This is a genomic window from Ectopseudomonas chengduensis (genome assembly GCF_900102635.1).
Taxonomy (GTDB): domain Bacteria; phylum Pseudomonadota; class Gammaproteobacteria; order Pseudomonadales; family Pseudomonadaceae; genus Aquipseudomonas; species Aquipseudomonas chengduensis.
The window spans coordinates 72,607-93,786 of the sequence record NZ_FMZQ01000010.1; the positions used below are offsets into that span (position 1 = coordinate 72,607).

The following is a 21,180-nucleotide window of genomic DNA, read 5'->3' on the forward strand; positions in this document are numbered from 1 at the left end:
ATCTCCGATTCAAAGGTTGAGGGTCAGGCTGACGCTGAGATTGCGAGGGTCGCCGGGCATTACCCAGACGTTGTTGAACGAGCGCTCGTAGTACTTGCGGTTGAACAGGTTGTTGAGGTTCAGGCCCAGGTTCAGGTCCTTGGTGGCTTGCCAGCGCGCCAGCAGATCGACCGTGGTATAGGCCGGCAGCTCGAAATCGCTGCCGGTCTGCCCGGAGCGATCGCCGACGTAGTTGACTGCGGCGCCGAGTTCCGAGCCCTGCAGCGAGCCACCCTGGAACTGGTAGACGCTCATCAAACTGGCGCTGTTGCGGGCGATGCCGAGTAGATCGCTGCCCTCGGGGATGCTGTTGTCCTTGGTCACCTCAGCGTCGATGTAGGCGTAGGCGCCAATCACCCGTAGGGCATCGGTTAGCTGGCCGCTCACCTGCAGGTCCAGGCCCTGGCTGCGGGCCTTGCCGGCGGCGATGCTGTCGCCCGGATTGTTAGGGTCGGCGGTCAGCACGTTTTCCTTATCGATATGGAACAGCGCCACGGTGGCGCCGAGGCGGCTGTCGAGCAGGTCGAGCTTGAGGCCTGTTTCGTAGCCGAGGCCTTTCTCCGGTTTGAACACCTGCCCCTGGGCGCCGATGGTATTGGGCTTGAACGACATCGAGGCATTGGCGAACACGCCGACCTCTGGCGTCAGCTGATAGAGCACGCCCGCTCGCGGGGTGGCGACATCCTTGCTCTGCTCGTTGCTGACGCGGGTACTGCGGTTCAGTGCAGTCTGCTCGAAACGCTCCAGGCGCACACCGAGCAGGCCGCTCCAGCGCTCGTTGAAGCTGATCTGATCCTGCAGGTTGAGGGCGTAGCTTTCGGTGTGCTCGTGGAAGTCGTTGGGATTGACGATGGGGGGCTTGGGCTGACCATAGATCGGGTTATAGATGTCCTGGCCATAGCCCAGCCCGGTGACGCTTTGCGGATACTTCTGGCTGTTGCGGTAGTTCTCGTACTCCAGGCCCAGCAGCGTCTGGTGCTGCCAGCCGGCCAGCTCGAACTGCCCATGCAGCTCGGCCTGGGTGATGCTGTCATTCCATTCGAAGCTGCGCTCGCGATAGAAGCGCGTGACCTGGTCGCCAATCAGGCGCGACGGTTCGGAGCTGTTGCCGTCCAGCGTGCCCTGGCTGTAATGGCTGGCCAGGCGCAGCTTCCAGGCATCGTTCAGATAATGCTCGAGGCTGACCTGCAGCAACTGGTTGTCGTTGCGGATCTTGCCGTCGTTGGGCTCGCCGAGAAAGGTCGAGCGCTTGACTGCGCCCATCTTGCCGTCGACGGCGGGAATGCCACGGTCGAACACCGAGTCGGTGCGGGAAAATTCGCTGTCGATCATCAGCAGGGTGTCTGGCGACAGCTGCCAGCTGAAGGTCGGGTTGACGATCTGCCGCTGGTTGCCGACGTGATCGCGAAAACTGCCGTTGTCTTCCACTGCCAGGTTGACCCGCGAAAGCAGGGTGCCGTCCTCGTTCAGCGGCGTGTTGACGTCGAGGCTGCTGCGGTAGCGATCCCAGCGTCCGGCGCTGGCCTTGAACTGGGTGAATGGCTCCAGTTGTGGGCGCTTGGTGACGATATTGACCAGCCCGCCGGGGTCGCCACGGCCGTAGAGGGCCGCCGCCGGCCCTTTGAGCACCTCCAGGCGCTCGATGGCCGATGCGTCCGGCGAGCTGTAGCTGCCGCGGTTGATGGCAAAACCATTGCGGTACAGCTCGCCGGTGGTGAACCCGCGCACGCTGTAGTTGAGGAAGGTCAGGCCGCCGAAGTTGTTCTGCCGCGAGACGCCGCCCGCGAAATCCAGGGCGCGGTCGATACGGCTACTGCCGAGATCGTCCAGCACCTGGGCGGGGACCACGCTGATGGCCTGGGGAATTTCGCTGATCGGCGTGTCGGTGCGGGTGGCGCTGGATGAGCGTTTGGCACGGTAGCCCTGCACCGGACCATCGGCTTGTTCGCTGGGGGCGCTGATGATGCTGTCAGCCAGTTGGGCCGGAGATTCGGCGGCAAGAGCGCAGGGTGTTAACAGGCTGCCGGCAAGCAAGGCGGTAGTGACGCGCAAGGGGGAAGTCTCCGGATGATTGTGGTTAATGTAATAACATTACAATAACCTCAATCGAGAAAAGTTCCCACTTGAAATTGCTCGCCGATCAGTTGCCGTTAACGGGAGGGCGAATACCTATCTCGGCGGTCAGCTGCAGCGGTTTGCCGTTGCGCAACACGTCGATGCGGATCTTGTCGCCTGGCTTGGTACGCGCAACCTGATTCATCGAACGGCGACCGTCGCTGGCCGGCTCACCATCGATACTGAGAATCAGGTCGCCAGGCTGCAGGCCGGCTTTCTGCGCCGGGCCGTCGCGATAGACACCGGCGACAACGATGCCGGGGCGGCCATCGAGGCCGAAGGACTCGGCCAGCTCTGGCGTCAGTGGTTGCACCTCGACACCGAGGTAGCCGCGAATCACCTGGCCGTGCTCGATGATCGCCTGCATCACTTCCATGGCCAGTTTCACCGGGATGGCGAAGCCGATGCCCTGCGAGCCGCCGGACTTGGAAAAGATCGCCGTGTTGATGCCCACCAGGTTGCCGTGCGCATCGACCAGCGCGCCGCCGGAGTTGCCCGGGTTGATCGCCGCATCGGTCTGGATGAAGTCTTCGTAGGTGTTGAGGCCCAGCTGGTTGCGCCCGGTGGCGCTGATGATACCCATGGTCACGGTCTGGCCGACGCCGAAAGGGTTGCCGATGGCCAGGGTCACATCGCCGATGCGAATGCTGTCGGAGCGCCCCAGGGTGATCGCCGGGAGATTGGGCAGGTCGATCTTCAATACGGCCAGGTCGGTTTCCGGGTCGCTGCCGATCACCCGTGCCAGGGTTTCGCGGCCGTCCTTGAGGGCGACGACGATCTGGTCGGCGCCGCTGACCACGTGATTGTTGGTCAGCAGATAGCCTTCACGGCTCAACAGTACTGCCGAGCCGAGGCTCGACTCCATGCGCTGCTGGCGTGGCAGGTTGTCGCCGAAGAAACGGCGGAAGGTCGGATCTTCGAACAGCGGATGAGCCGGTTTGCTCACCAGTTTGGTGGTGTACAGGTTGGCCACTGCTGGCGATGCGGTATCGACTGCCTCGGAGTAGGACACCGGGCCTTCCTGCAGGCGGCTGTAGAGCGGTGCCTGTACCAGCTGCACTTCCTGGCGGGGCAAGCCGACCCACTCCGGGTAGCGCTGGATCAGCAGCAGTGCGAACAACACACCGACCAGCAGGGGCCAACCGAGAAAACGCAGTGCCTGGGGCATCGAGACAATCCTGAGGGTTGCGGGGGCCAAATCCGGCCCTTAAGGTGGCGCATTATAGTGAGGCGCTCGCCAATTAGGCAGCGGCCCGCAACAGCTTGTGAGGAATCTTCATGGCCATTGCCCTGTCCACGCTAGTGGAAGAAGCTGACGCTTTTCTTAACGCGTCGCGTATCAATGATTACTGCCCCAATGGCCTGCAGGTCGAGGGTCGTCCGCAGGTCAGCCGCATCGTCAGCGGCGTCACCGCGAGTCAGGCGCTGATCGAAGCGGCCATCGACGCCGAGGCTGATGTGCTGCTGGTGCATCATGGCTATTTTTGGAAGGGCGAGAACCCCTGTGTCACCGGCATGAAACAGCGTCGCCTGAAAGCGCTGCTGACCAACGACATCAGCCTGCTGGCCTATCACCTGCCACTGGATGTGCACCCCGAGGTGGGCAACAACGTGCAGCTCGCACGGCAGTTAGGCATCGTCGTCGAGGGCCCGCTGGAGCCGGAGAATCCGCGCACCGTTGGTCTCGTTGGCTCGCTGCAAGAGCCAATGAGCGCGGCCGACTTCGCCCGGCACGTGCAGCAGACGTTGGGGCGTGAGCCGCTGCTGGTCGAGGGCGACGGGCTGATCCGGCGCGTCGGCTGGTGCACGGGTGGCGGGCAGGGCTATATCGACCAGGCGATTGCTGCCGGTGTCGACCTTTACCTGACCGGCGAAGCCACCGAGCAGACTTTCCACAGCGCACGTGAGAATGGCGTGAGCTTCATCGCTGCCGGCCATCATGCCACCGAGCGCTACGGCGTGCAGGCGCTGGGGGATTATCTGGCGCGGCGTTTCGCCCTCGAACACCTGTTCATCGACTGCCCCAACCCGGTCTGAATCGCCCGTACGGACAGGCATAAAGCTAGAACGTTTCGATCTAACTGGCGCCCTGAGTATAAGCAGGTGCTGTGGTAGAGTGCGCGCTCGTCCACGGCCCGCCGGCCCGATAACAGCAATCCGTGAGTAGCCATGCTCGACAAATTGACCCATCTGAAGCAGCTGGAGGCGGAAAGCATCCACATCATTCGTGAAGTGGCCGCCGAATTCGACAACCCGGTGATGCTCTATTCCATCGGCAAGGATTCAGCCGTGATGCTGCACCTGGCCCGCAAGGCATTCTTCCCTGGCAAGTTGCCGTTCCCGGTGCTGCACGTCGATACCCGCTGGAAGTTCCAGGAGATGTATCGCTTTCGCGAGAAGATGGTCAGTGAATATGGCCTGGAACTGCTGACCCACATCAACCCCGATGGTGTGGCGCAGGACATGAACCCCTTCACCTACGGTAGTGCCAAGCACACCGACGTGATGAAGACCGAAGGCCTCAAGCAGGCACTGGACAAGTACGGCTTCGACGCCGCCTTCGGTGGCGCGCGCCGCGACGAAGAGAAGTCGCGCGCCAAGGAGCGCGTGTATTCCTTCCGCGACAGCAAGCACCGCTGGGACCCGAAGAACCAGCGCCCGGAGCTGTGGAACGTGTACAACGGCAAGGTCAAGAAGGGCGAGTCGATCCGCGTCTTCCCGCTGTCGAACTGGACCGAGCTGGACATCTGGCAATACATCTACCTGGAGCAGATCCCAATCGTGCCGCTGTACTTCGCTGCCGAGCGCGAAGTGATCGAGAAGAATGGCACGCTGATCATGATCGACGACGAGCGCATCCTCGAGCACCTGTCCGATGAAGAGAAGGCGCGCATCACCAAGAAGATGGTGCGTTTCCGTACCCTCGGCTGCTACCCGCTGACCGGCGCGGTGGAGTCCACGGCGCTGACCCTGCCTGAAATCATCCAGGAGATGCTCCTGACCCGTACTTCCGAGCGCCAAGGCCGCGTGATCGATCACGATGCCGCCGGGTCGATGGAAGAAAAGAAACGTCAGGGCTATTTCTGAGGATCGCGCACCATGAGTCACCAATCCGATTTGATCGGCCAGGACATTCTCGCTTACCTGGCCCAGCACGAGCGCAAGGAACTGCTGCGCTTTCTTACCTGCGGCAACGTCGACGACGGCAAGAGCACGCTGATCGGCCGTCTGCTGCACGATTCCAAGATGATCTACGAGGATCACCTGGAAGCCATCACCAAGGACTCGAAGAAAGTCGGCACCACTGGCGATGACATCGACCTGGCACTGCTGGTCGACGGCCTGCAGGCCGAGCGCGAGCAGGGCATCACCATCGATGTGGCCTACCGCTATTTCTCCACCGCCAAGCGCAAGTTCATCATCGCCGACACCCCCGGCCATGAGCAGTACACGCGCAACATGGCCACCGGCGCTTCGACCTGCGACTTGGCGATCATCCTGATCGATGCCCGCTACGGCGTGCAGACCCAGACCAAGCGCCACAGCTTCATCGCCTCCCTGTTGGGCATCAAGCACATCGTCGTCGCCGTCAACAAGATGGATCTGAAGGACTTCGATCAGGGCGTGTTCGAGCAGATCAAGGCCGACTACCTGGCCTTCGCCGAGAAGATCAACCTGCGTCCGACCACCCTCGAGTTCGTGCCGATGTCGGCGCTCAAGGGCGACAACGTGGTCAACAGGTCCGAGCGCTCGCCCTGGTACACCGGGCAGTCGCTGATGGAGATTCTCGAGACTGTCGAAGTCGCTGGCGACCGCAACTTCGACGACCTGCGCTTCCCGGTGCAATACGTCAACCGTCCGAACCTGAACTTCCGCGGTTTCGCCGGCACCCTGGCCAGCGGCGTCGTGCGCAAGGGTGACGAGGTCATGGCGCTGCCTTCGGGCAAGACCAGCAAGGTCAAGTCCATCGTCACCTTCGAGGGCGAGCTGGAGCACGCCGGCCCGGGCCAGGCGATCACCCTGACCCTGGAAGACGAGATCGACGTGTCGCGCGGCGACATGCTGGTGCATGCCGACAACCGTCCGCAGGTCACCGACAGCTTCGAGGCCATGCTGGTATGGATGGGCGAAGAGCCGATGCTGCCGGGCAAGAAGTACGACATCAAACGTGCCACCAGCTACGTGCCGGGCTCGATCCCGAGCATCGTGCATCGTGTCGACGTGAATACCCTGGAGCAGGGTGCGGCCAGCGAGTTGAGGCTCAACGAAATCGGCCGGGTCAAGGTGGCGCTGGATGCACCGATCGCCCTGGATGGTTACGAGTACAACCGCACCACCGGCGCCTTCATCATCATTGATCGCCTGACCAACGGCACCGTCGGTGCCGGCATGATCATCGCCGACCCGGTCGCCCATGGCGGCGGTCAGCATGGCCGCCTGGCCCATGTGTCGACCGAGGAGCGTGCTTCGCGCTTCGGTCAGCAGCCGGCCACCGTGCTGTTCAGTGGACTGTCTGGCGCGGGCAAGAGCACCCTGGCCTACGCCGTGGAGCGCAAGCTGTTCGACATGGGCCGTGCCGTGTACGTGCTTGATGGCCAGAACCTGCGCCATGACCTGAACAAGGGCCTGCCGCAGGATCGCGCCGGCCGCGCCGAGAACTGGCGCCGTGCCGCCCATGTGGCGCGTCAGTTCAACGAGGCCGGCATGATCGCCCTGGCTGCCTTTGTCGCTCCGGATGCCGAAGGTCGCGAGCAGGCCAAGGCGCTGATCGGTGCCGAACGCCTGGTTACCGTCTATGTTCAGGCCTCGCCGCAGATCTGCCGCGAGCGTGACCCGCAGGGGCTGTACGCCGCCGGCGGTGACAATATCCCGGGCGAAGGCTTCCCCTACGACCTGCCGCTGGATGCCGATCTGGTGATCGACACCCAGGCGCAGTCGGTCGAGGAGGGCGTCAAGGCGGTGCTGGATCTGCTGCGCAGCCGCGGCGCGATCTAATACTGGCGATGCAGCATGATGAGCCCCGCTTATTAGCGGGGCTTTTTCATTCCCGGCCACGCAAGGCGCTGACCGCTCGCTCCTGCAATGTTTGCCCAATAAAAAGCCCCGCAATCGCGGGGCTCGGTATTTCTGGCTGGCGGGTTACTTCTTCAGCCCGTAGCTCTCGTCGAGCATGCCGGGGCCGTCGCTTTTCGGCGCGTAGTCCTTGGGCATCTCGTGGTTCTTCGGCGGAGTCAGGCGCTCGCGCTTTTCGCCGGCTTCTGTGCTGTTCAGGGTGGCTAGCAGGCGCTGACGGGTCAGCTCATCCAGGGCCAGGCGGTTGGCACCGTCGGACAGGTGCTCCTGCACGTCCTGGTAGCTCTGGGTGAGTTTCTTCACCAGGCTGGCGGTGGTGTTGAAGTGGGTCACCACTTCGTTCTGGTAGGCCTCGAAGCGTGCCTGCATTTCATCCATCTGCCGCTGCGTACGGCCCGGTGCAGCATTGGGGGCCAGGCGGGCGAGCAGAAAGCCCACGGCGATGCCGACCACCAGGGTCAGGGCGGGTATCAACCAGGCTGTAACGGTCTGTTCCACGAGTCCTTCCTCTCAAAACGGCTTTGCTTTACGTTAGCGGCTCGAACCTGCGCTGTATACGTTTACCTCGCAGGCAGTTTGCTAGACGAGTCGACCCGTTGCGGGGTCACGGAGTTCAGTGTTGCTCAGTCGCGAAACCCCTCTTTTCATTCAAGGCCCGGTGGGTCAACTCGAAGCCCTTCTGCTGGAAGTAGCGGACGCCCGAGGCGTGGCGCTGGTCTGTCATCCCAACCCGGTACAGGGTGGCACCATGCTCAACAAGGTGGTGAGCACCTTGCAGCGCACCGCGCGTGACTGTGGATATCACACATTGCGTTTCAATTATCGCGGTGTCGGCGCCAGTGCCGGCAGCCACGATATGGGTACCGGCGAGGTGGACGACGCCGAAGCGGTGGCCGCTTGGCTTAAGGAGGAGTACCCGAATCTGCCCATCACCTTGCTGGGCTTTTCCTTCGGCGGTTTCGTCGCCGCGGCGCTGGGTGCCCGCTTGGAAGCGCAGGGCCAGGTGCCGAGCAAGTTGTTCATGGTGGCGCCGGCGGTGCATCGCCTGACCGCCGAGACGCCGCCGGCCAGCCAGTGCCCGCTGGTGGTGATCCAGCCTGATGCCGACGAAGTGGTCGAGCCACAGGCCGTATATGACTGGTCGGCCAATCTCGGGCGTGCCCATGAGCTGCTGAAAGTGGCAGAATGCGGTCACTTTTTTCACGGCAAGCTGACGGATCTGAAGGATCTGCTGTTGCCTCGCCTGTAAGCCTTTCAGCCATTTCTAAGCGAACGTCATGACCACCCGTATCCTTACCGGTATCACCACCACCGGCACACCGCACCTGGGCAACTACGCTGGCGCCATCCGCCCGGCCATCGTTGCCAGTCGCGACCCGCAGATGGACTCCTTCTACTTCCTCGCCGACTACCACGCGCTGATCAAGTGCGATGATCCGGCGCGCATTCAGCGCTCGCGCCTGGAAATCGCAGCCACCTGGCTGGCGCTGGGCCTGGATACCGACAAGGCGACCTTCTACCGCCAGTCCGACATTCCCGAGATTCCCGAGCTGTGCTGGTTGCTCACCTGCGTCGCCGGCAAGGGCCTGCTCAACCGTGCCCACGCCTACAAGGCTTCGGTGGACAAGAACGTCGAACAGGGCGAAGACCCGGATGCCGGCGTGACCATGGGCCTGTTCAGTTACCCGGTGCTGATGGCAGCGGACATCCTGATGTTCAACGCGCAGAAGGTGCCGGTCGGTCGTGACCAGATTCAGCACGTGGAAATGGCCCGTGATATCGGTCAGCGCTTCAACCATCTGTTCGGCAAGGGCAAGGATCTGTTCGTGCTGCCCGAGGTGGTGATCGAGGAAGAAGTGGCCACGCTGCCCGGCCTCGACGGACGCAAGATGAGCAAGAGCTACGACAACACCATCCCGCTGTTCGGCAGCGCCAAGCAGCTCAAGGAGGCCGTGGCGCGCATCGTTACCGACTCCAGGCTGCCGGGTGAGCCCAAGGATGCCGAGGGTTCGCACCTGTTCACCCTGTACCAGGCCTTCGCCAGCCACGCGCAGCAGGCCGAGTTCCGCGTCGAGCTGGAAGGTGGCCTGGCCTGGGGCGAGGCGAAGAATCGACTGTACCAGTTGCTCGAAGACACCCTGGGCGAGGCGCGCGAGCGTTACAACGCGTTGATCGCTCGGCCGGCCGACCTGGAAGACATTCTCCTTGCTGGTGCAGCCAAGGCACGCAAGATCGCCACGCCGTTCCTCGGCGAGTTGCGCGAGGCCGTGGGCCTGCGCTCGTTCCGTGAACAGGTGCAAGTCGCTACTGGCGAGAAGAAGAAAGCCGCCAAGAGCGCGCGCTTCGTCAGCTTCCGTGACGACGACGGCAGCTTCCGCTTCCGTCTGCTGGATGCCGATGGCGAGCAACTGCTGCTGTCGAAATCCTTCGCCGATGGCAAGTCGGCCGGCATGATCAACAAGCGCTTGCAATCCGGCGAGCCGCTGGATGTGCGCGCCGAAGGCCAGGTGTTCTCGGTCTGGGTCGACGGTGAAAGCGTGGCGAGCAGCCCAGAGTTCGCCGATGGCCAGGCGCTGGAAGATGCCATCGCCCGTCTGCGTGAGGCGCTGGCGCCGCAGGAATGAAGTAGCCCGGATGCAATCCGGGGCGAGTATCGCCAGTATCCCCCGGATTGCATCCGGGCTACGGCCATGATTGCCAATCAACGGGGGCGTCGCTAAAGTGACGCCCCCGTTTTTACTTGCCGGCCGAGAGCCTGTTGAAAGGCTCGCGAGCTAGAGGCATGCAAGGCAGAGACAGGCGAGGAAGCAGAGTGTACTGGTGTACATGAGCATTCCGAGCCTGTTTCTAACGCAGCAGGCCCGACGCGCAGCAGACTTTGAACAGGCTCTAACGAATCATGACTCCTCTCGAGCGTTATCAGGCCGATCTCAAGCGGCCCGACTTCTTCCATGATGCGGCCCAGGAAAATGCCGTCCGCCATCTGCAGCGTCTGTACGACGATCTGATCGCGCGTGACCAGGGCAAATCCGGGCTGATGGGCAAGCTGTTCGGCAAGAAGCCGCAGGGGCCGGTCAAGGGCCTGTATTTCTGGGGTGGTGTCGGGCGCGGCAAGACCTACCTGGTCGACACCTTCTTCGATGCGCTGCCGTTCGAGCAGAAGATGCGCACCCACTTCCACCGCTTCATGAAGCGCGTGCACGAGGAAATGAAGACCCTCAAGGGTGAGAAGAACCCGCTGACCATCATCGGCAAGCGCTTCGCCGACGAGGCGCGGGTGATCTGCTTCGATGAGTTCTTCGTCAGCGATATCACCGATGCCATGATTCTCGCCACGCTGATGGAAGAGCTGTTCAAGAACGGCGTTTCCCTGGTGGCCACTTCCAACATCGTGCCGGACGGCCTGTACAAGGATGGTCTGCAGCGTGCGCGCTTCCTGCCGGCCATCGCCCTGCTCAAGGAGCACACCGATATCGTCAACGTCGACAGCGGCGTCGACTATCGCCTGCGCGCGCTGGAGCAGGCCGAGCTGTTCCACTTCCCGCTCGGCCAGGCAGCTGAAGACAGCCTGCGCAAGAGCTTCCAGAGCCTGCTGCCGGACTGCACCCATATGGTGGAGAACGAGGCGCTGATGATCGAGAACCGCGCGATTCACGCCGTGCGGGTATGCGAGGACGTGGCCTGGTTCGAGTTCCGCGAGCTCTGCGACGGTCCGCGCAGCCAGAACGACTACATCGAGCTGGGCAAGATCTTCCATGCGGTGATCCTGGCCAATGTCGAGCAGATGAGCGTGGCCAAGGACGACATGGCACGCCGCTTCATCAACCTGGTGGACGAGTTCTACGACCGCAACGTCAAGCTGATCATCTCTGCCGAGGTGGAGCTCAAGGACCTCTATACCGGCGGCCGCCTGAGCTTCGAGTTCCAGCGCACGCTGAGCCGTCTGCTGGAAATGCAGTCGCACGAGTTCCTTTCGCGCCCACACCGGCCCTGAAAACCAGCGCCCGCCCTGTCCGGGGCGGGTGCTGTGCGATCACTGTGGCAGCCAGCTACGCCACAGCTCCAGCGTCTGCGCACCGTGCTCGACGATCAGTTCACCGCCATAGGTGACGATCAGCAGCGCCACGATCATCACCGTCATCGGCAGGATCCAGCGCTCATAGCGGTAGTAGAAACCCTTGTCGCGCACCTCCTCGTTGGCGGCGGCGATTTCCGCCTCGCCCACCACCTGTCTGGCCAGCAGGTGGTTGAGCGCCACGGGCGGGGACAGGTAGGCCAGTTCCATGGCGGTCAGGGCGATCATCCAGAAATGCACCGGGTGAATGCCGTTGGCATAGGCGATCGGCGCAATGGTGGCCGATACCAGGATCACCACGCCAAAGGCGTCCATCACCATGCCGATCAGGAACAGCACCACCATCAAGGCGGTCAGTGCCAGCCAGATGCTCTGGAAGTCCTGCGGGATCAGCTCCATGAGACCGGAGCGTTCGATCACTCCGCCTGTGGATACCGACAAGGCCATCAGCAGGGTCAGTGCGCCGATATGGCCGACGGTGTCGTAAGTGGCGGCGCCCACGGCCTGGGTGAAGTTGCGCTGGCTGTTGCCTTGATCGTTCTCGATGGTGCGGGCGCTCGGAGCTTCCACCAGTGACTCGCCGCGCAGCTTGTCGAAGATCAACACCACCAGCAGGATGACCGGCAGCATCACCGGTGCGGTGAACTCGTTCAGGCGGGTGTCGAGCAGGTAGCTGTAGACCCAGACCACCCCGATGGCGATGAGAATGTAGGGTGCCACCGGCACCACAGCGCGGGCCATGGCGGGTATGGCGTCACGTGGGTGGGCGATGTTGATTGGTTGCTGGCGCAGCACCTGCGAGGCGATGAAGAACAGCGACGAGGTCAGGACGAAAACGGCGATCCCCCAGTTGTACAGTTCGGCCGTGGTCACCTGCTTGTTCAGTGCTGCGACCACCACGATCAGCAGGCAGGGGCGCAGTACCACGCCGAGCGAGCCGGACATCGCCGAGACGGCCAGGGCGAATTGACGGCGGCCCCCGGAGAGCAGCACTTCGCGGTAGATGATGGCCCCGGCGGCGATGACAAAGATGCCCGAGGCGCCCGTGTAGGCGGTCGGCACGGCGGCGCCGATCAGCAGGATCCAGGTCAGCAGCTCCGGCGACAGACGCCAGGGGCGGACCAGATCGAGGAAGCGGTCGACCACATTGGTCTGCTTGAGCAGCATGCCGGCCCAGATGAACAGGGCCAGGTTGAGGAAGATGCCCGACAGCTCGACGAGCTGGCCCAGGTAGATGGCGATGCCGCCATAGTGACCCTGCAGCGAGAACGAGGTGAAGGAGCTGATCGCCATGATGGCGTAGAGCGGTGTGGCGAGCAGTGCCAGCCCCAGGTTGCCGCCAGGTTTGGCGTCTGCCGGTGGTTTCAGCAGGTGGTAGGCGCTGATCAGGCACAGACAGCTGAATAGCGCGATCCACAAGCCGTTGAGATAGGGCCTGCTCAGTGGCAGGTCGGCGTTGAGCAGGGTATGCAGGTAATGGCTGCAGGAATACACCAGCAAGGCGTTGGCGATGACCATACCGGCAGCCGAGACGCGATGATCGAGCCGGGTCTTGGCGGGGCGCAGCGAGATGTGATGACGGCGCAGGGTGGTGGTGACGCCGGCGATGCTTATGAGCAGCAACAGGAGCAGGGCGCGGTTGTCGGTGCCGAAGCGGAAGATGCCGAAGAACGAGGTCTCCAGGCTGCGGAACAGTTTCAGTTCAGGCGTCATGTGCGCGACGACGGCCGCGTGCAGCGTATGCCGCTGCGCGCAGAGTTGAGCGGCACGCTCCAGGGCGCTGCGCTGCGCTTGCGGATCGACCTCGGCAGCATCGAACAGGTCGTCGATATCGCTGCTGGCCTGGGCCGGTTGCCTGGCCAGCAGCGCATCGATGTCGGGGGCGGGGTCGCAGGTCGGGGTCACCGGGTCGGCGCGCAGCATGAAGTACTGCACGCCGGCAGCCGGGTCACCGAACAGACGCTCGCCCATGCGCAGAAGTTGGCCATGCAGCATTTCCCCGGTGCCGATGACCAGAGTGAGGGTCAGCAGGAGGAAGACCGGCAGGGTTGCAAGCCATTGGCCAAACAGAGGGCGTTTGAACGTCTGGGCTGGTGCGGGCTGATCATCGCTGGTCATGGTCGAGGCAATAGGCATGGCAGGCTCTACGGTCAGGGCGGAGGCCGGGGGGGCGTGCACGCTCCCCGTTTCGTTATTGTTATTCGAGGCTCTGGGCGCACTCGGCATCGGCTGAGTCGATCTGGCAGCGCACGCGTTTCATCACCGCCATCATGCGTTTGTCATAGATGCCTTCCTCGGTCAGCGAAATGCGCGCCTCACGCAGCATCACGCTGTACTTCTCCATGTCCCCGGGCGGAATGTCGATCCAGTAGTGACCGTCGATCTCTCTTTCCGATTGCGTGATGATGTCCATGGCGCGGCTGTACTGGCTGAGGGCGAACTCGCGTGATTGCTGCCCGAAACCTTCGGGGAATCGCTCAGGGCGGATGACCAGTTGATAGGTCAGTTGCAGCACCGGGAAGCGCGCCACACCGCCGCGTTCACCCATGCCCTTCTGCAGTTCCAGCGGTTTGTAGGCCGCCGCCGGCGCACCGACCACATCCACCGAGCCGTTATTGAATTTGCCGGCGAAGTTGGTGACATCGGAGGCGACTGGCTGGGCGCCGATGCGTTGCACCATCTTCGCCTGTGCATTGTCGTAGTCCATGATCGCGAACTTCTTGCCCGACAGTTTGCTGATGTTGTCGATGGTGCGGTCGTTGACGAACAGGTAGGCCGCGCCCATGGGCACGATGCCCGCCACTTCGTAGGGGCCGCTGGTCATGAACTTGCTGGCCTTCGGCGAGCTCAGGGTGGTGATCACCGTTTCCAGCGCCTGGTAGCTGGGCAGGGCGCCCAGTGCTTCCAGACTACCGGTGAAGCCGTTGAACTGACGGGCGCGCAAGCCCATGATCATCACGCCATCGCATTGCCCGGCCTTGAAGTCTTCTGCGGCGATTTTCTCGTCGGTGTAGGGCTTGAGCTCAAGGTTGGCGCCGAAATTGTTGGCAGCCAGTTGGTAGTCCTTCATCAGGCTGTAGATGTCGCCCTGGGCGCCAAGGATATCGAACACGCAGATCCTCTGGGCGAAGGCCTGGGGGGCGGCGCCCAGTGCCAGGCAGAGCAGAGCGGGGGCGGCTAGGTTGGAACACTTCATGGCAGATACTCCGGGTCATGCCGCTGAGGCGGGAAGGCTTGTGACGAGCTGACTAGAGCAGGTCGTCGATCTCGATGCCGGTATCGACCGGCTGCTGCTTCTCGTCCCAGAAACGCAGCAGGCCACCGATTGGCGTGCGTGTGCCGGCATTAGTCGTCCAGTAGCGATCGGCATTGTTCATGACGGTGCTGCTGCTGATGGCATCGACCTGGGCATACGACTCGTTGAGGGTGAAGCTGCTGTTCCCCGCCTGGGTCGAGCCGAAGGCCCTCAGCGCGTTGCGCAGGTGCTGCTCATCGTTCTTCGCCGTGGCGGAGATCACGTAGAGGGCGTGGGCCAGGCGTACGCCGCGACGCTCACCGATCTGTCGCGACTGCTCGAGCACCTGCCAGGGATTCTGCCCCTCACCGCTGCCCGGCAGCATGTTCCAGACCAGGGCGCGCGCCGCCATCGGGGCACCCCACCACTTCTCGTTGTCCAGGCAGGTCATGGCGCGCTCGGTCTTGGCCGCGATGTCCTTGGGCACGCCGACGGCGTTCTGCGAGTTGATGTCGTTCTGAATGGCTTGCAGGCCCTGGATCAGGCCCAGCAGGTAGATCAGTTCGTCGATGTCCTGGTCGAAAGTCGGGCAGTTGTCGCCGATGCGGATGTCGAAGCGCTGCTCGTAGTAGTTGGCGAAGTTCCGGTACGACTGGTATTGGCGGCGTGCTGCCAGCTCGGCATAGCGCTTCTGGGTGATGCGTGCATCCTGTGCCTCTTCGACCTGCTTGCTGCGTGAGGCGCGCAGGTAGCGCAGCTCCTGCTCGAAGGCGGTCTGCTCGGCACAGGTAGCGGCGGTGAGGTAGAGCAGGGTCAGCAACTGCTGGTTGTCGGCACCCATGCCGCTGGTGGACTGGATAAGGGGGGCGACGGACGCGCCGGAATAACAGGCCATGTCGGCGTCATGGCTTTCGAGCATGGGGCCGACCAGGTTGTTTTCCATGAAACGCAGCGATTGGTTGGCGCCGAAGCGTTTGATCGGGGTGCAGGCTGTCAGTAGCACCAGCGATGCAATGGCGCACAGGCGCAGCGCACGAGAGATTCTCATGGCGTTCTCCATCGTTATTGTTGTTGTAGAGGCGCATCCAGCGCACGGTCTTGCGTGTCTGCCACGCGTAGGCGGGCCGACCACGTAAGCACTCTACTGGCAGCGGGTTGGGCTGATACCCAATCTTCTGGTGGGTGTGGCGGGTTGGTAGACAGATCGTCTAGTGCAAGGCGTTACCGAATCGCCGCTGGCGCGGCGAACGGCGCCTGCGCGATTTCACTGGGGCTGCTGCTGGAACTGGCGGCGGTAGTGGTTGGGGGACAGCCCCGTGTGCTGGCGGAACAGGCGTGCGAAGAAGCTGGCATCGTCGTAGCCGATCTCGTAGCTGACGGTCTTGATGCTCTTGCGGGTGGAGGACAGCAGGCTCTTGGCGGTTTCGATGCGCAGGCGCTGCAGGTAGTGCAGAGGCTTGTCACCGGTGGCGCTCTGGAAGCGACGCATGAAATTGCGGATGCTCATGCCGTGCTCGCGGGCCACGTCCTCGAAGCGGAACTTGTCGGCATAGTGCTCCTCCAGCCAATGCTGGATCTGCAGCACGGTGACGTCCTGGTGCAGTTTCTGCCCGCCGAAGCCGATGCGCCCCGGCGTATAGCTGCGCTGTACTTCGTAGAGAATGTCGCGTGCCACGCCCTGGGCCACGCCGGCGCCGCAATAACGCTCGATCAGATAGATATAGAGGTCGCAGGCCGAGGTGACGCCGCCTGCGCAGTACAGGTTGTCGGCATCGGACAGGTGCTTGTCCTGATTGAGCAACACCTTGGGGAAGCGCTCGGCAAACTCGCGGAAGAAGCGCCAGTAAGTGGTCGCCTCCTTGCCGTCGAGCAGGCCCGCTTCGGCCATCCAGAACACCCCGCTGGCTTCGCCGCAGATCGCCGTACCGCTGGCATGTTGGCGTTTGAGCCAGTCCAGTACCTGTGGGTAACGACGACTGAGGGCGTCGAAATCGTCCCAGAAGGCGGGCAGGATGATCACGTCGCAGCTGTCCAGACCGCCGTCTACCGGCACCTTGACCTTGCTGAAGCTGTTTACGGGCAGTCCATCCGGGCTGACCAGGTGGATGTCGAACGGTGGCTCAAAGCCCAGGCCCTGCTGCTTGGCATAGCGAATGCCAGCCATGTGGAAGAAGTCCTTGGCTTGCATCAGGGTGGAGGCGAAGACGCCGTCGGTGGCGAGAATGCTGACACGGCGCAACGCCGTGCGCGGCTCTGGAATAACCATAAGTATTTATTCTTGTTCAAGGCTAAGTGGTCATGTAGCGGCTGGATCGTCTTATTTTTTGGCGCTTGTGTCCAGTGCGACCAAGCGTTTGCTTGGCTAAAGTCGAGGCCATGCTTTTCCTCCCGCCCCAGACACAGGTAGCGCCATGATTCCCAGAACTCTATTCAGCTCCGACCATGAACTGTTTCGCGACAGCGTGCGCAAGTTTCTCGAGCAGGAAGCCGTGCCTTATCACCATCAGTGGGAAAAGGACGGGCATATCGACCGCGCGCTATGGAACAAGGCAGGCGAGGCGGGAATGTTGTGTTCGCATATCCCCGAAGAATACGGCGGCATGGCGGCCAACTTTCTCTACAGCACCGTGGTGATCGAAGAGATCGGGCGCCTGGGGCTGACCGGTATCGGTTTCTCGCTGCATTCGGACATCGTCGCGCCCTACATCCTGCATTACGGCAGCGAGGCGCAGAAGCAGCACTACCTGCCTAAGCTGGTCAGCGGTGAAATGGTCACGGCCATCGCCATGACCGAACCGGGCGCCGGCTCCGACCTGCAGGGCGTGAAAACCACCGCCGTGCTCGATGGCGACGAATACGTCATCAATGGCTCGAAGACCTTCATCACCAATGGTTGGCTGGCCGATCTGGTGATCGTGGTGGCCAAGACCGACCCCAAGGCGGGGGCCAAGGGCACCAGCCTGTTTCTGGTAGAAGCCAGCACGCCGGGTTTCTCCAAGGGCAAGCGCCTGGAGAAGGTCGGCATGAAGGCGCAGGACACCTCCGAGCTGTTCTTCCAGGACGTGCGCGTGCCCAAGGAGAATCTGCTGGGTCAGCCGGGCATGGGCTTCGCCTACCTCATGCAGGAGCTGCCGCAGGAGCGGCTGACCGTCGGCATCGGTGCCCTGGCTTCGGCGGAGGCCGCGCTGCAGTGGACGCTGGATTACACCCGTGAGCGCAAGGCTTTCGGCAAGGCCGTGGCGGACTTCCAGAACACCCGCTTCAAGCTCGCCGAGATGGCGACGGAGATTCAGGTCGGTCGGGTGTTCATCGATCGCTGTCTGGAGCTGCACCTGCAAGGCAAGCTCGATGTGCCGACGGCGGCGATGCTCAAGTACTGGACCACCGATTTGCAGTGCAAGGTGCTCGACGAGTGCGTGCAGCTGCACGGCGGCTACGGCTACATGTGGGAATATCCGGTGGCGCGCGCCTGGGCCGATGCGCGGGTGCAGCGCATCTACGCCGGTACCAACGAGATCATGAAGGAGATCATTTCCCGCTCGCTGGTGTAATTCGCGGGGCGAACTCAGGCGTCGCCCTGCGGCTCCAAGGCAGAAATGTCTGGAGAGCTTCATGACCCGATTGAGCGATCTGGCTGCATCCCCGTTCGCGGACTGGGATGGCAGCCCGGCGGCTGCCCGTGAGTTGCAGACGCAACTGGCCCGGCAAGTGCGACTGGAAGACGATTATCCGCCGCTACGTCACCTGGCGGGCGTGGATGTCGGCTTCGAGGAGGGCGGCGCCATCACTCGCGCTGCCGCGCTGCTATTGGGCGCCGATACTCTGGAACCGATGGCCGAATGCGTGGCGCGCATCCCCACCAGCATGCCCTACGTGCCAGGGCTGCTGTCCTTTCGCGAACTGCCGGCCTTGCTTCGAGCATTGGCTGGCCTGCCAGACGAACCTGATCTGATCTTCGTCGACGGCCATGGCATCGCCCACCCGCGCGGCCTGGGCATCGCCGCGCATTTGGGTGTGGTCAGCGGCTTGCCGACCATTGGTGTGGCCAAGAAGATTCTCACGGGGCATCACGCCGAGCTGGCCGAGGCGCGCGGGGCTCGTGTCGAGCTGCTGAACAGGATGGGCGAACAAATTGGCTGGGTGCTGCGCAGCAAGGACCGCGTGCGGCCGCTGATCATCTCGCCGGGCAACCGGGTCAGCCTCGAGCGTGCCCCGGAGCTGGTCATGGCCTGTGTCAGGCGCCACCGCCTGCCCGAACCGACTCGCCTGGCTGATCGCCTGGCTTCGCGACGCGATGCCAGGCGCGATCAGCCTTCTCTCTTTTAAGGTGCGGGGTTGGGTTGCGCCTTGTGGATCGCTTCGATAGCCGCGAGCACTTCTTCGGAGAGCTTCAGCTCGGCACTGGCCAGGTTGCTATCCAGTTGCGTCAGGCTGGTGGCGCCGATGATGTTGCTGGTCACGAAGGGCTGCGCGGTGACGAAGGCCAGGGCCATCTGCGCAGGGTCCAGGCCGTGCTCGCGGGCCAGAGCCACGTAACGTGAGCAGGCCGCTTCCGACTGCGGGTTGGTGTAGCGGGCGAAGCGGCTGAACAGGCTGATGCGTGCGCCAGCCGGACGGGCACCACCTTCGTATTTGCCGCTGAGCATGCCGAAGGCCAGCGGTGAGTAGGCCAGCAGGCCGCACTGCTCGCGAATCGCCACTTCCGCCAGACCCACTTCGAAGCTGCGGTTGAGCAGGTTGTAAGGGTTCTGGATCGACACTGCGCGCGGCCAGCCACGGCTTTCGGCCAACTGCAGGAATTTCATGGTGCCCCACGGGGTTTCGTTGGACAGGCCGATATGGCGGATCTTGCCGGCCTTGACCTGCTCGTCGAGCACTTCCAGGGTTTCTTCCAGCGGCGTGAACTCAACGTCCTTGTGCTTGTAGTCGAGCTGGCCGAAGAAGTTGGTCGGGCGCTCGGGCCAGTGCAGTTGGTACAGGTCGATCCAGTCGGTTTGCAGGCGCTTGAGGCTGGCATCCAGGGCGGCGACGATGTGCTGGCGATTGAATTTCAGCTGGCCGTCGCGGATATGGCTGATGCCGTTGCCGGGGCCGGCGATCTTGCTGGCCAGAATCCAGTCAGCGCGGTCGCCGCGCTGCTTGAAATAGCTGCCGATGATCTGCTCGGTCTTGCTGTAGGTTTCGGCGCGCGGAGGCACCGGGTACATCTCGGCGGTATCGATGAAGTTGATGCCGCTGGCCTTGGCTCGTTCGATCTGAGCATGGCCTTCGCTCTCGCTGTTCTGCTCGCCCCAGGTCATGGTGCCCAGGCACAGTGCGCTGACATCGAGATCGGTTCGGCCCAGCTTGCGGTATTCCATGGAGTACTCCCTTGGCAAAAGAGTCATACAAGCAGGTTGAAATTTTTTTCGCAATCAGGATAATCCGGCACCTCTTTCTGCGGTGGAAGTGATGCGCCGCCTGCCGAAGAATCTTGCCGTATTGTGGACGCGCTGACCCGAGCCCCCGATAGCGTCCGTATGCGGCTGCCTTTGACTTGTCAAAGTACGCACTATCCAGTAAGATCCGCCGTCTATTTTTGCTGGGCGGCCCCTGAGGCTATAAAGAATGAAAACTTTTACTGCTAAACCGGAAACAGTAAAACGCGACTGGTTCGTCGTTGATGCTGCTGGCAAGACCCTGGGTCGTCTGGCCACCGAAATCGCGAGCCGTCTGCGTGGCAAGCACAAGCCTGAGTACACCCCGCACGTTGATACCGGCGACTACATCGTCGTGATCAATGCCGAGCAGGTGCGTGTAACTGGTGCCAAAGCCAGCGACAAGAAGTACTACTCCCACTCCGGTTTCCCGGGCGGCATCAAAGAGATCAACTTCGAGAAGCTGATCGCTCGTGCTCCTGAGCGCGTGATCGAGACTGCGGTCAAAGGCATGCTGCCGAAGAACCCGCTGGGTCGCGACATGTACCGTAAGCTGAAGGTGTACAAGGGTGCAGTTCACCCGCACACTGCTCAGCAGCCCCAAGAACTGAAGATTTAACGGAATAGTTCATTATGTCGGCGACTCAAAACTACGGCACTGGCCGTCGCAAGACCGCAACCGCGCGCGTTTTCCTGCGTCCGGGTACTGGTAACATCTCGATCAACAATCGCACCCTGGATACCTTCTTTGGTCGCGAAACTGCTCGCATGGTCGTGCGTCAGCCGCTGGAGCTGACCGAGACCGTCGAGAAGTTCGACATCTTCGTCACCGTTGCTGGTGGTGGTGTCAGTGGTCAAGCTGGTGCCATCCGTCATGGCATCACCCGCGCTCTGATCGAGTACGACGAAACCCTGCGCAGCCCGCTGCGTAAAGCTGGTTACGTCACTCGCGACGCCCGTGAAGTCGAGCGTAAGAAAGTCGGTCTGCGTAAAGCGCGTAAGCGTCCGCAGTACTCGAAGCGTTAATCGCGACTACGCTTCCAAAAGCGCCCAGTTTCCTTACGGAGCTGGGCGTTTTTTATGGGCGTGGCAAAGTGCTGCGACAACGTGCCGCAGACGCGCAAGCCGCACGCGTCAAGGCTTTCGCCAGTCTCTTCGGGGGTAATTACCTTGTCAGAAAAGGGGCTTTTCTTTACCATTTGGCGAATTTTTTGCGCGGCCCGATT

General features: G+C 62.4%; 18 protein-coding genes. 10 read left to right on the forward strand and 8 right to left on the reverse strand.

Annotation, left to right across the window (positions count from 1 at the left end):
- Window positions 1-9: 9 nt before the first annotated feature.
- Together BLS08_RS16265 and algW are read right to left on the reverse strand one after the other, a co-directional pair.
- Entirely contained in the window at window positions 10-2,091 is a 2,082-nt protein-coding gene (locus BLS08_RS16265; protein WP_090336904.1) for a TonB-dependent siderophore receptor, read from the reverse strand.
- An 88-nt stretch (window positions 2,092-2,179) separates the two neighbouring features.
- Window positions 2,180-3,322, reverse strand: a complete 1,143-nt coding sequence (gene algW / locus BLS08_RS16270) for a Do family serine endopeptidase AlgW (protein WP_017678937.1) — start codon at window positions 3,320-3,322, stop codon at window positions 2,180-2,182.
- A gap of 110 nt (window positions 3,323-3,432) precedes the next feature.
- Between algW and BLS08_RS16275 the strand changes: the two genes are divergently transcribed.
- The 3 genes from BLS08_RS16275 (at window position 3,433) to cysN (ending at window position 7,149) form a co-directional block, all read left to right on the forward strand.
- A complete protein-coding gene (locus BLS08_RS16275; protein ID WP_055983947.1) occupies window positions 3,433-4,191 on the forward strand; it encodes a Nif3-like dinuclear metal center hexameric protein in 759 nt (252 codons plus the stop codon).
- Window positions 4,192-4,323: 132 nt separating this feature from the next.
- Window positions 4,324-5,241, forward strand: a complete 918-nt coding sequence (gene cysD / locus BLS08_RS16280; RefSeq protein WP_017678939.1) for a sulfate adenylyltransferase subunit CysD — start codon at window positions 4,324-4,326, stop codon at window positions 5,239-5,241.
- 12 nt (window positions 5,242-5,253) lie between these two features.
- Window positions 5,254-7,149: a sulfate adenylyltransferase subunit CysN gene (gene cysN, locus BLS08_RS16285; protein ID WP_055983943.1), complete on the forward strand. Its 1,896-nt coding sequence runs from the start codon at window positions 5,254-5,256 to the stop codon at window positions 7,147-7,149.
- A 144-nt stretch (window positions 7,150-7,293) separates the two neighbouring features.
- Here cysN and BLS08_RS16290 read toward each other — a convergent pair whose 3' ends face one another.
- On the reverse strand, window positions 7,294-7,725 hold the full coding sequence (locus BLS08_RS16290; RefSeq protein ID WP_003459282.1) for a Z-ring associated ZapG family protein: 432 nt from the start codon (window positions 7,723-7,725) through the stop codon (window positions 7,294-7,296).
- 121 nt (window positions 7,726-7,846) lie between these two features.
- On the opposite strand from BLS08_RS16290, the gene BLS08_RS16295 reads away from it, so the two are divergent.
- The 3 genes from BLS08_RS16295 to zapE all read left to right on the forward strand — a co-directional run bounded on the left by BLS08_RS16295 (window position 7,847) and on the right by zapE (window position 11,221).
- Entirely contained in the window at window positions 7,847-8,476 is a 630-nt protein-coding gene (locus BLS08_RS16295) for an alpha/beta hydrolase (RefSeq protein WP_017678941.1), read from the forward strand.
- 28 nt (window positions 8,477-8,504) lie between these two features.
- Window positions 8,505-9,851 carry a tryptophan--tRNA ligase gene (locus tag BLS08_RS16300; RefSeq protein ID WP_055983940.1) on the forward strand — a complete coding sequence of 449 codons (1,347 nt, stop codon included), beginning with the start codon at window positions 8,505-8,507 and terminating at the stop codon, window positions 9,849-9,851.
- A gap of 275 nt (window positions 9,852-10,126) precedes the next feature.
- On the forward strand, window positions 10,127-11,221 hold the full coding sequence (gene zapE / locus BLS08_RS16305) for a cell division protein ZapE (protein WP_017678943.1): 1,095 nt from the start codon (window positions 10,127-10,129) through the stop codon (window positions 11,219-11,221).
- Between the two features lie 39 nt (window positions 11,222-11,260).
- On the opposite strand, the gene BLS08_RS16310 is transcribed toward zapE, so the two are convergent.
- From BLS08_RS16310 to BLS08_RS16325, 4 genes are all read right to left on the reverse strand, one after another.
- Window positions 11,261-13,438 (reverse strand): TRAP transporter large permease subunit, encoded by a 2,178-nt coding sequence (locus BLS08_RS16310; protein WP_090336906.1) that lies wholly within the window; start codon window positions 13,436-13,438, stop codon window positions 11,261-11,263.
- Between the two features lie 61 nt (window positions 13,439-13,499).
- Window positions 13,500-14,498 (reverse strand): putative solute-binding protein, encoded by a 999-nt coding sequence (locus BLS08_RS16315; protein WP_090336907.1) that lies wholly within the window; start codon window positions 14,496-14,498, stop codon window positions 13,500-13,502.
- 52 nt (window positions 14,499-14,550) lie between these two features.
- Window positions 14,551-15,585, reverse strand: a complete 1,035-nt coding sequence (locus tag BLS08_RS16320; protein ID WP_090336909.1) for a hypothetical protein — start codon at window positions 15,583-15,585, stop codon at window positions 14,551-14,553.
- A 216-nt stretch (window positions 15,586-15,801) separates the two neighbouring features.
- A complete protein-coding gene (locus BLS08_RS16325; RefSeq protein WP_017678947.1) occupies window positions 15,802-16,803 on the reverse strand; it encodes a GlxA family transcriptional regulator in 1,002 nt (333 codons plus the stop codon).
- Between the two features lie 145 nt (window positions 16,804-16,948).
- Here BLS08_RS16325 and BLS08_RS16330 point away from each other — a divergent pair, with 145 nt between their 5' ends.
- Together BLS08_RS16330 and nfi are read left to right on the forward strand one after the other, a co-directional pair.
- Complete coding sequence (locus BLS08_RS16330; RefSeq protein WP_055983935.1) at window positions 16,949-18,088, forward strand: acyl-CoA dehydrogenase family protein; 1,140 nt, start codon at window positions 16,949-16,951, stop codon at window positions 18,086-18,088.
- Between the two features lie 61 nt (window positions 18,089-18,149).
- Complete coding sequence (nfi, locus tag BLS08_RS16335) at window positions 18,150-18,863, forward strand: deoxyribonuclease V (protein WP_055983932.1); 714 nt, start codon at window positions 18,150-18,152, stop codon at window positions 18,861-18,863.
- Here the strand turns inward: nfi and BLS08_RS16340 are convergent.
- Window positions 18,860-19,897: an NADP(H)-dependent aldo-keto reductase gene (locus BLS08_RS16340; RefSeq protein ID WP_021488092.1), complete on the reverse strand. Its 1,038-nt coding sequence runs from the start codon at window positions 19,895-19,897 to the stop codon at window positions 18,860-18,862. The genes nfi and BLS08_RS16340 overlap by 4 nt on opposite strands.
- A gap of 247 nt (window positions 19,898-20,144) precedes the next feature.
- On the opposite strand from BLS08_RS16340, the gene rplM reads away from it, so the two are divergent.
- Both rplM and rpsI read left to right on the forward strand, forming a co-directional pair.
- Complete coding sequence (gene rplM, locus BLS08_RS16345; protein ID WP_017678951.1) at window positions 20,145-20,573, forward strand: 50S ribosomal protein L13; 429 nt, start codon at window positions 20,145-20,147, stop codon at window positions 20,571-20,573.
- Window positions 20,574-20,587: 14 nt separating this feature from the next.
- Window positions 20,588-20,980, forward strand: a complete 393-nt coding sequence (gene rpsI / locus BLS08_RS16350; protein WP_003459292.1) for a 30S ribosomal protein S9 — start codon at window positions 20,588-20,590, stop codon at window positions 20,978-20,980.
- Window positions 20,981-21,180 lie beyond the last annotated feature (200 nt).

Coding starts and splice junctions, on each gene's coding strand:
- BLS08_RS16320 (WP_090336909.1), bottom strand. CDS start 15,585: ATGAGAATCTCTCGTGCGCTGCGCCTGTGCGCCATTGCATCGCTGGTG.
- BLS08_RS16325 (WP_017678947.1), bottom strand. CDS start 16,803: ATGGTTATTCCAGAGCCGCGCACGGCGTTGCGCCGTGTCAGCATTCTC.
- BLS08_RS16340 (WP_021488092.1), bottom strand. CDS start 19,897: ATGGAATACCGCAAGCTGGGCCGAACCGATCTCGATGTCAGCGCACTG.
- algW (WP_017678937.1), bottom strand. CDS start 3,322: ATGCCCCAGGCACTGCGTTTTCTCGGTTGGCCCCTGCTGGTCGGTGTG.
- cysD (WP_017678939.1), top strand. CDS start 4,324: ATGCTCGACAAATTGACCCATCTGAAGCAGCTGGAGGCGGAAAGCATC.
- BLS08_RS16275 (WP_055983947.1), top strand. CDS start 3,433: ATGGCCATTGCCCTGTCCACGCTAGTGGAAGAAGCTGACGCTTTTCTT.
- BLS08_RS16330 (WP_055983935.1), top strand. CDS start 16,949: ATGATTCCCAGAACTCTATTCAGCTCCGACCATGAACTGTTTCGCGAC.
- cysN (WP_055983943.1), top strand. CDS start 5,254: ATGAGTCACCAATCCGATTTGATCGGCCAGGACATTCTCGCTTACCTG.
- rpsI (WP_003459292.1), top strand. CDS start 20,588: ATGTCGGCGACTCAAAACTACGGCACTGGCCGTCGCAAGACCGCAACC.
- BLS08_RS16310 (WP_090336906.1), bottom strand. CDS start 13,438: ATGCCTATTGCCTCGACCATGACCAGCGATGATCAGCCCGCACCAGCC.
- rplM (WP_017678951.1), top strand. CDS start 20,145: ATGAAAACTTTTACTGCTAAACCGGAAACAGTAAAACGCGACTGGTTC.
- BLS08_RS16300 (WP_055983940.1), top strand. CDS start 8,505: ATGACCACCCGTATCCTTACCGGTATCACCACCACCGGCACACCGCAC.
- BLS08_RS16315 (WP_090336907.1), bottom strand. CDS start 14,498: ATGAAGTGTTCCAACCTAGCCGCCCCCGCTCTGCTCTGCCTGGCACTG.
- nfi (WP_055983932.1), top strand. CDS start 18,150: ATGACCCGATTGAGCGATCTGGCTGCATCCCCGTTCGCGGACTGGGAT.
- zapE (WP_017678943.1), top strand. CDS start 10,127: ATGACTCCTCTCGAGCGTTATCAGGCCGATCTCAAGCGGCCCGACTTC.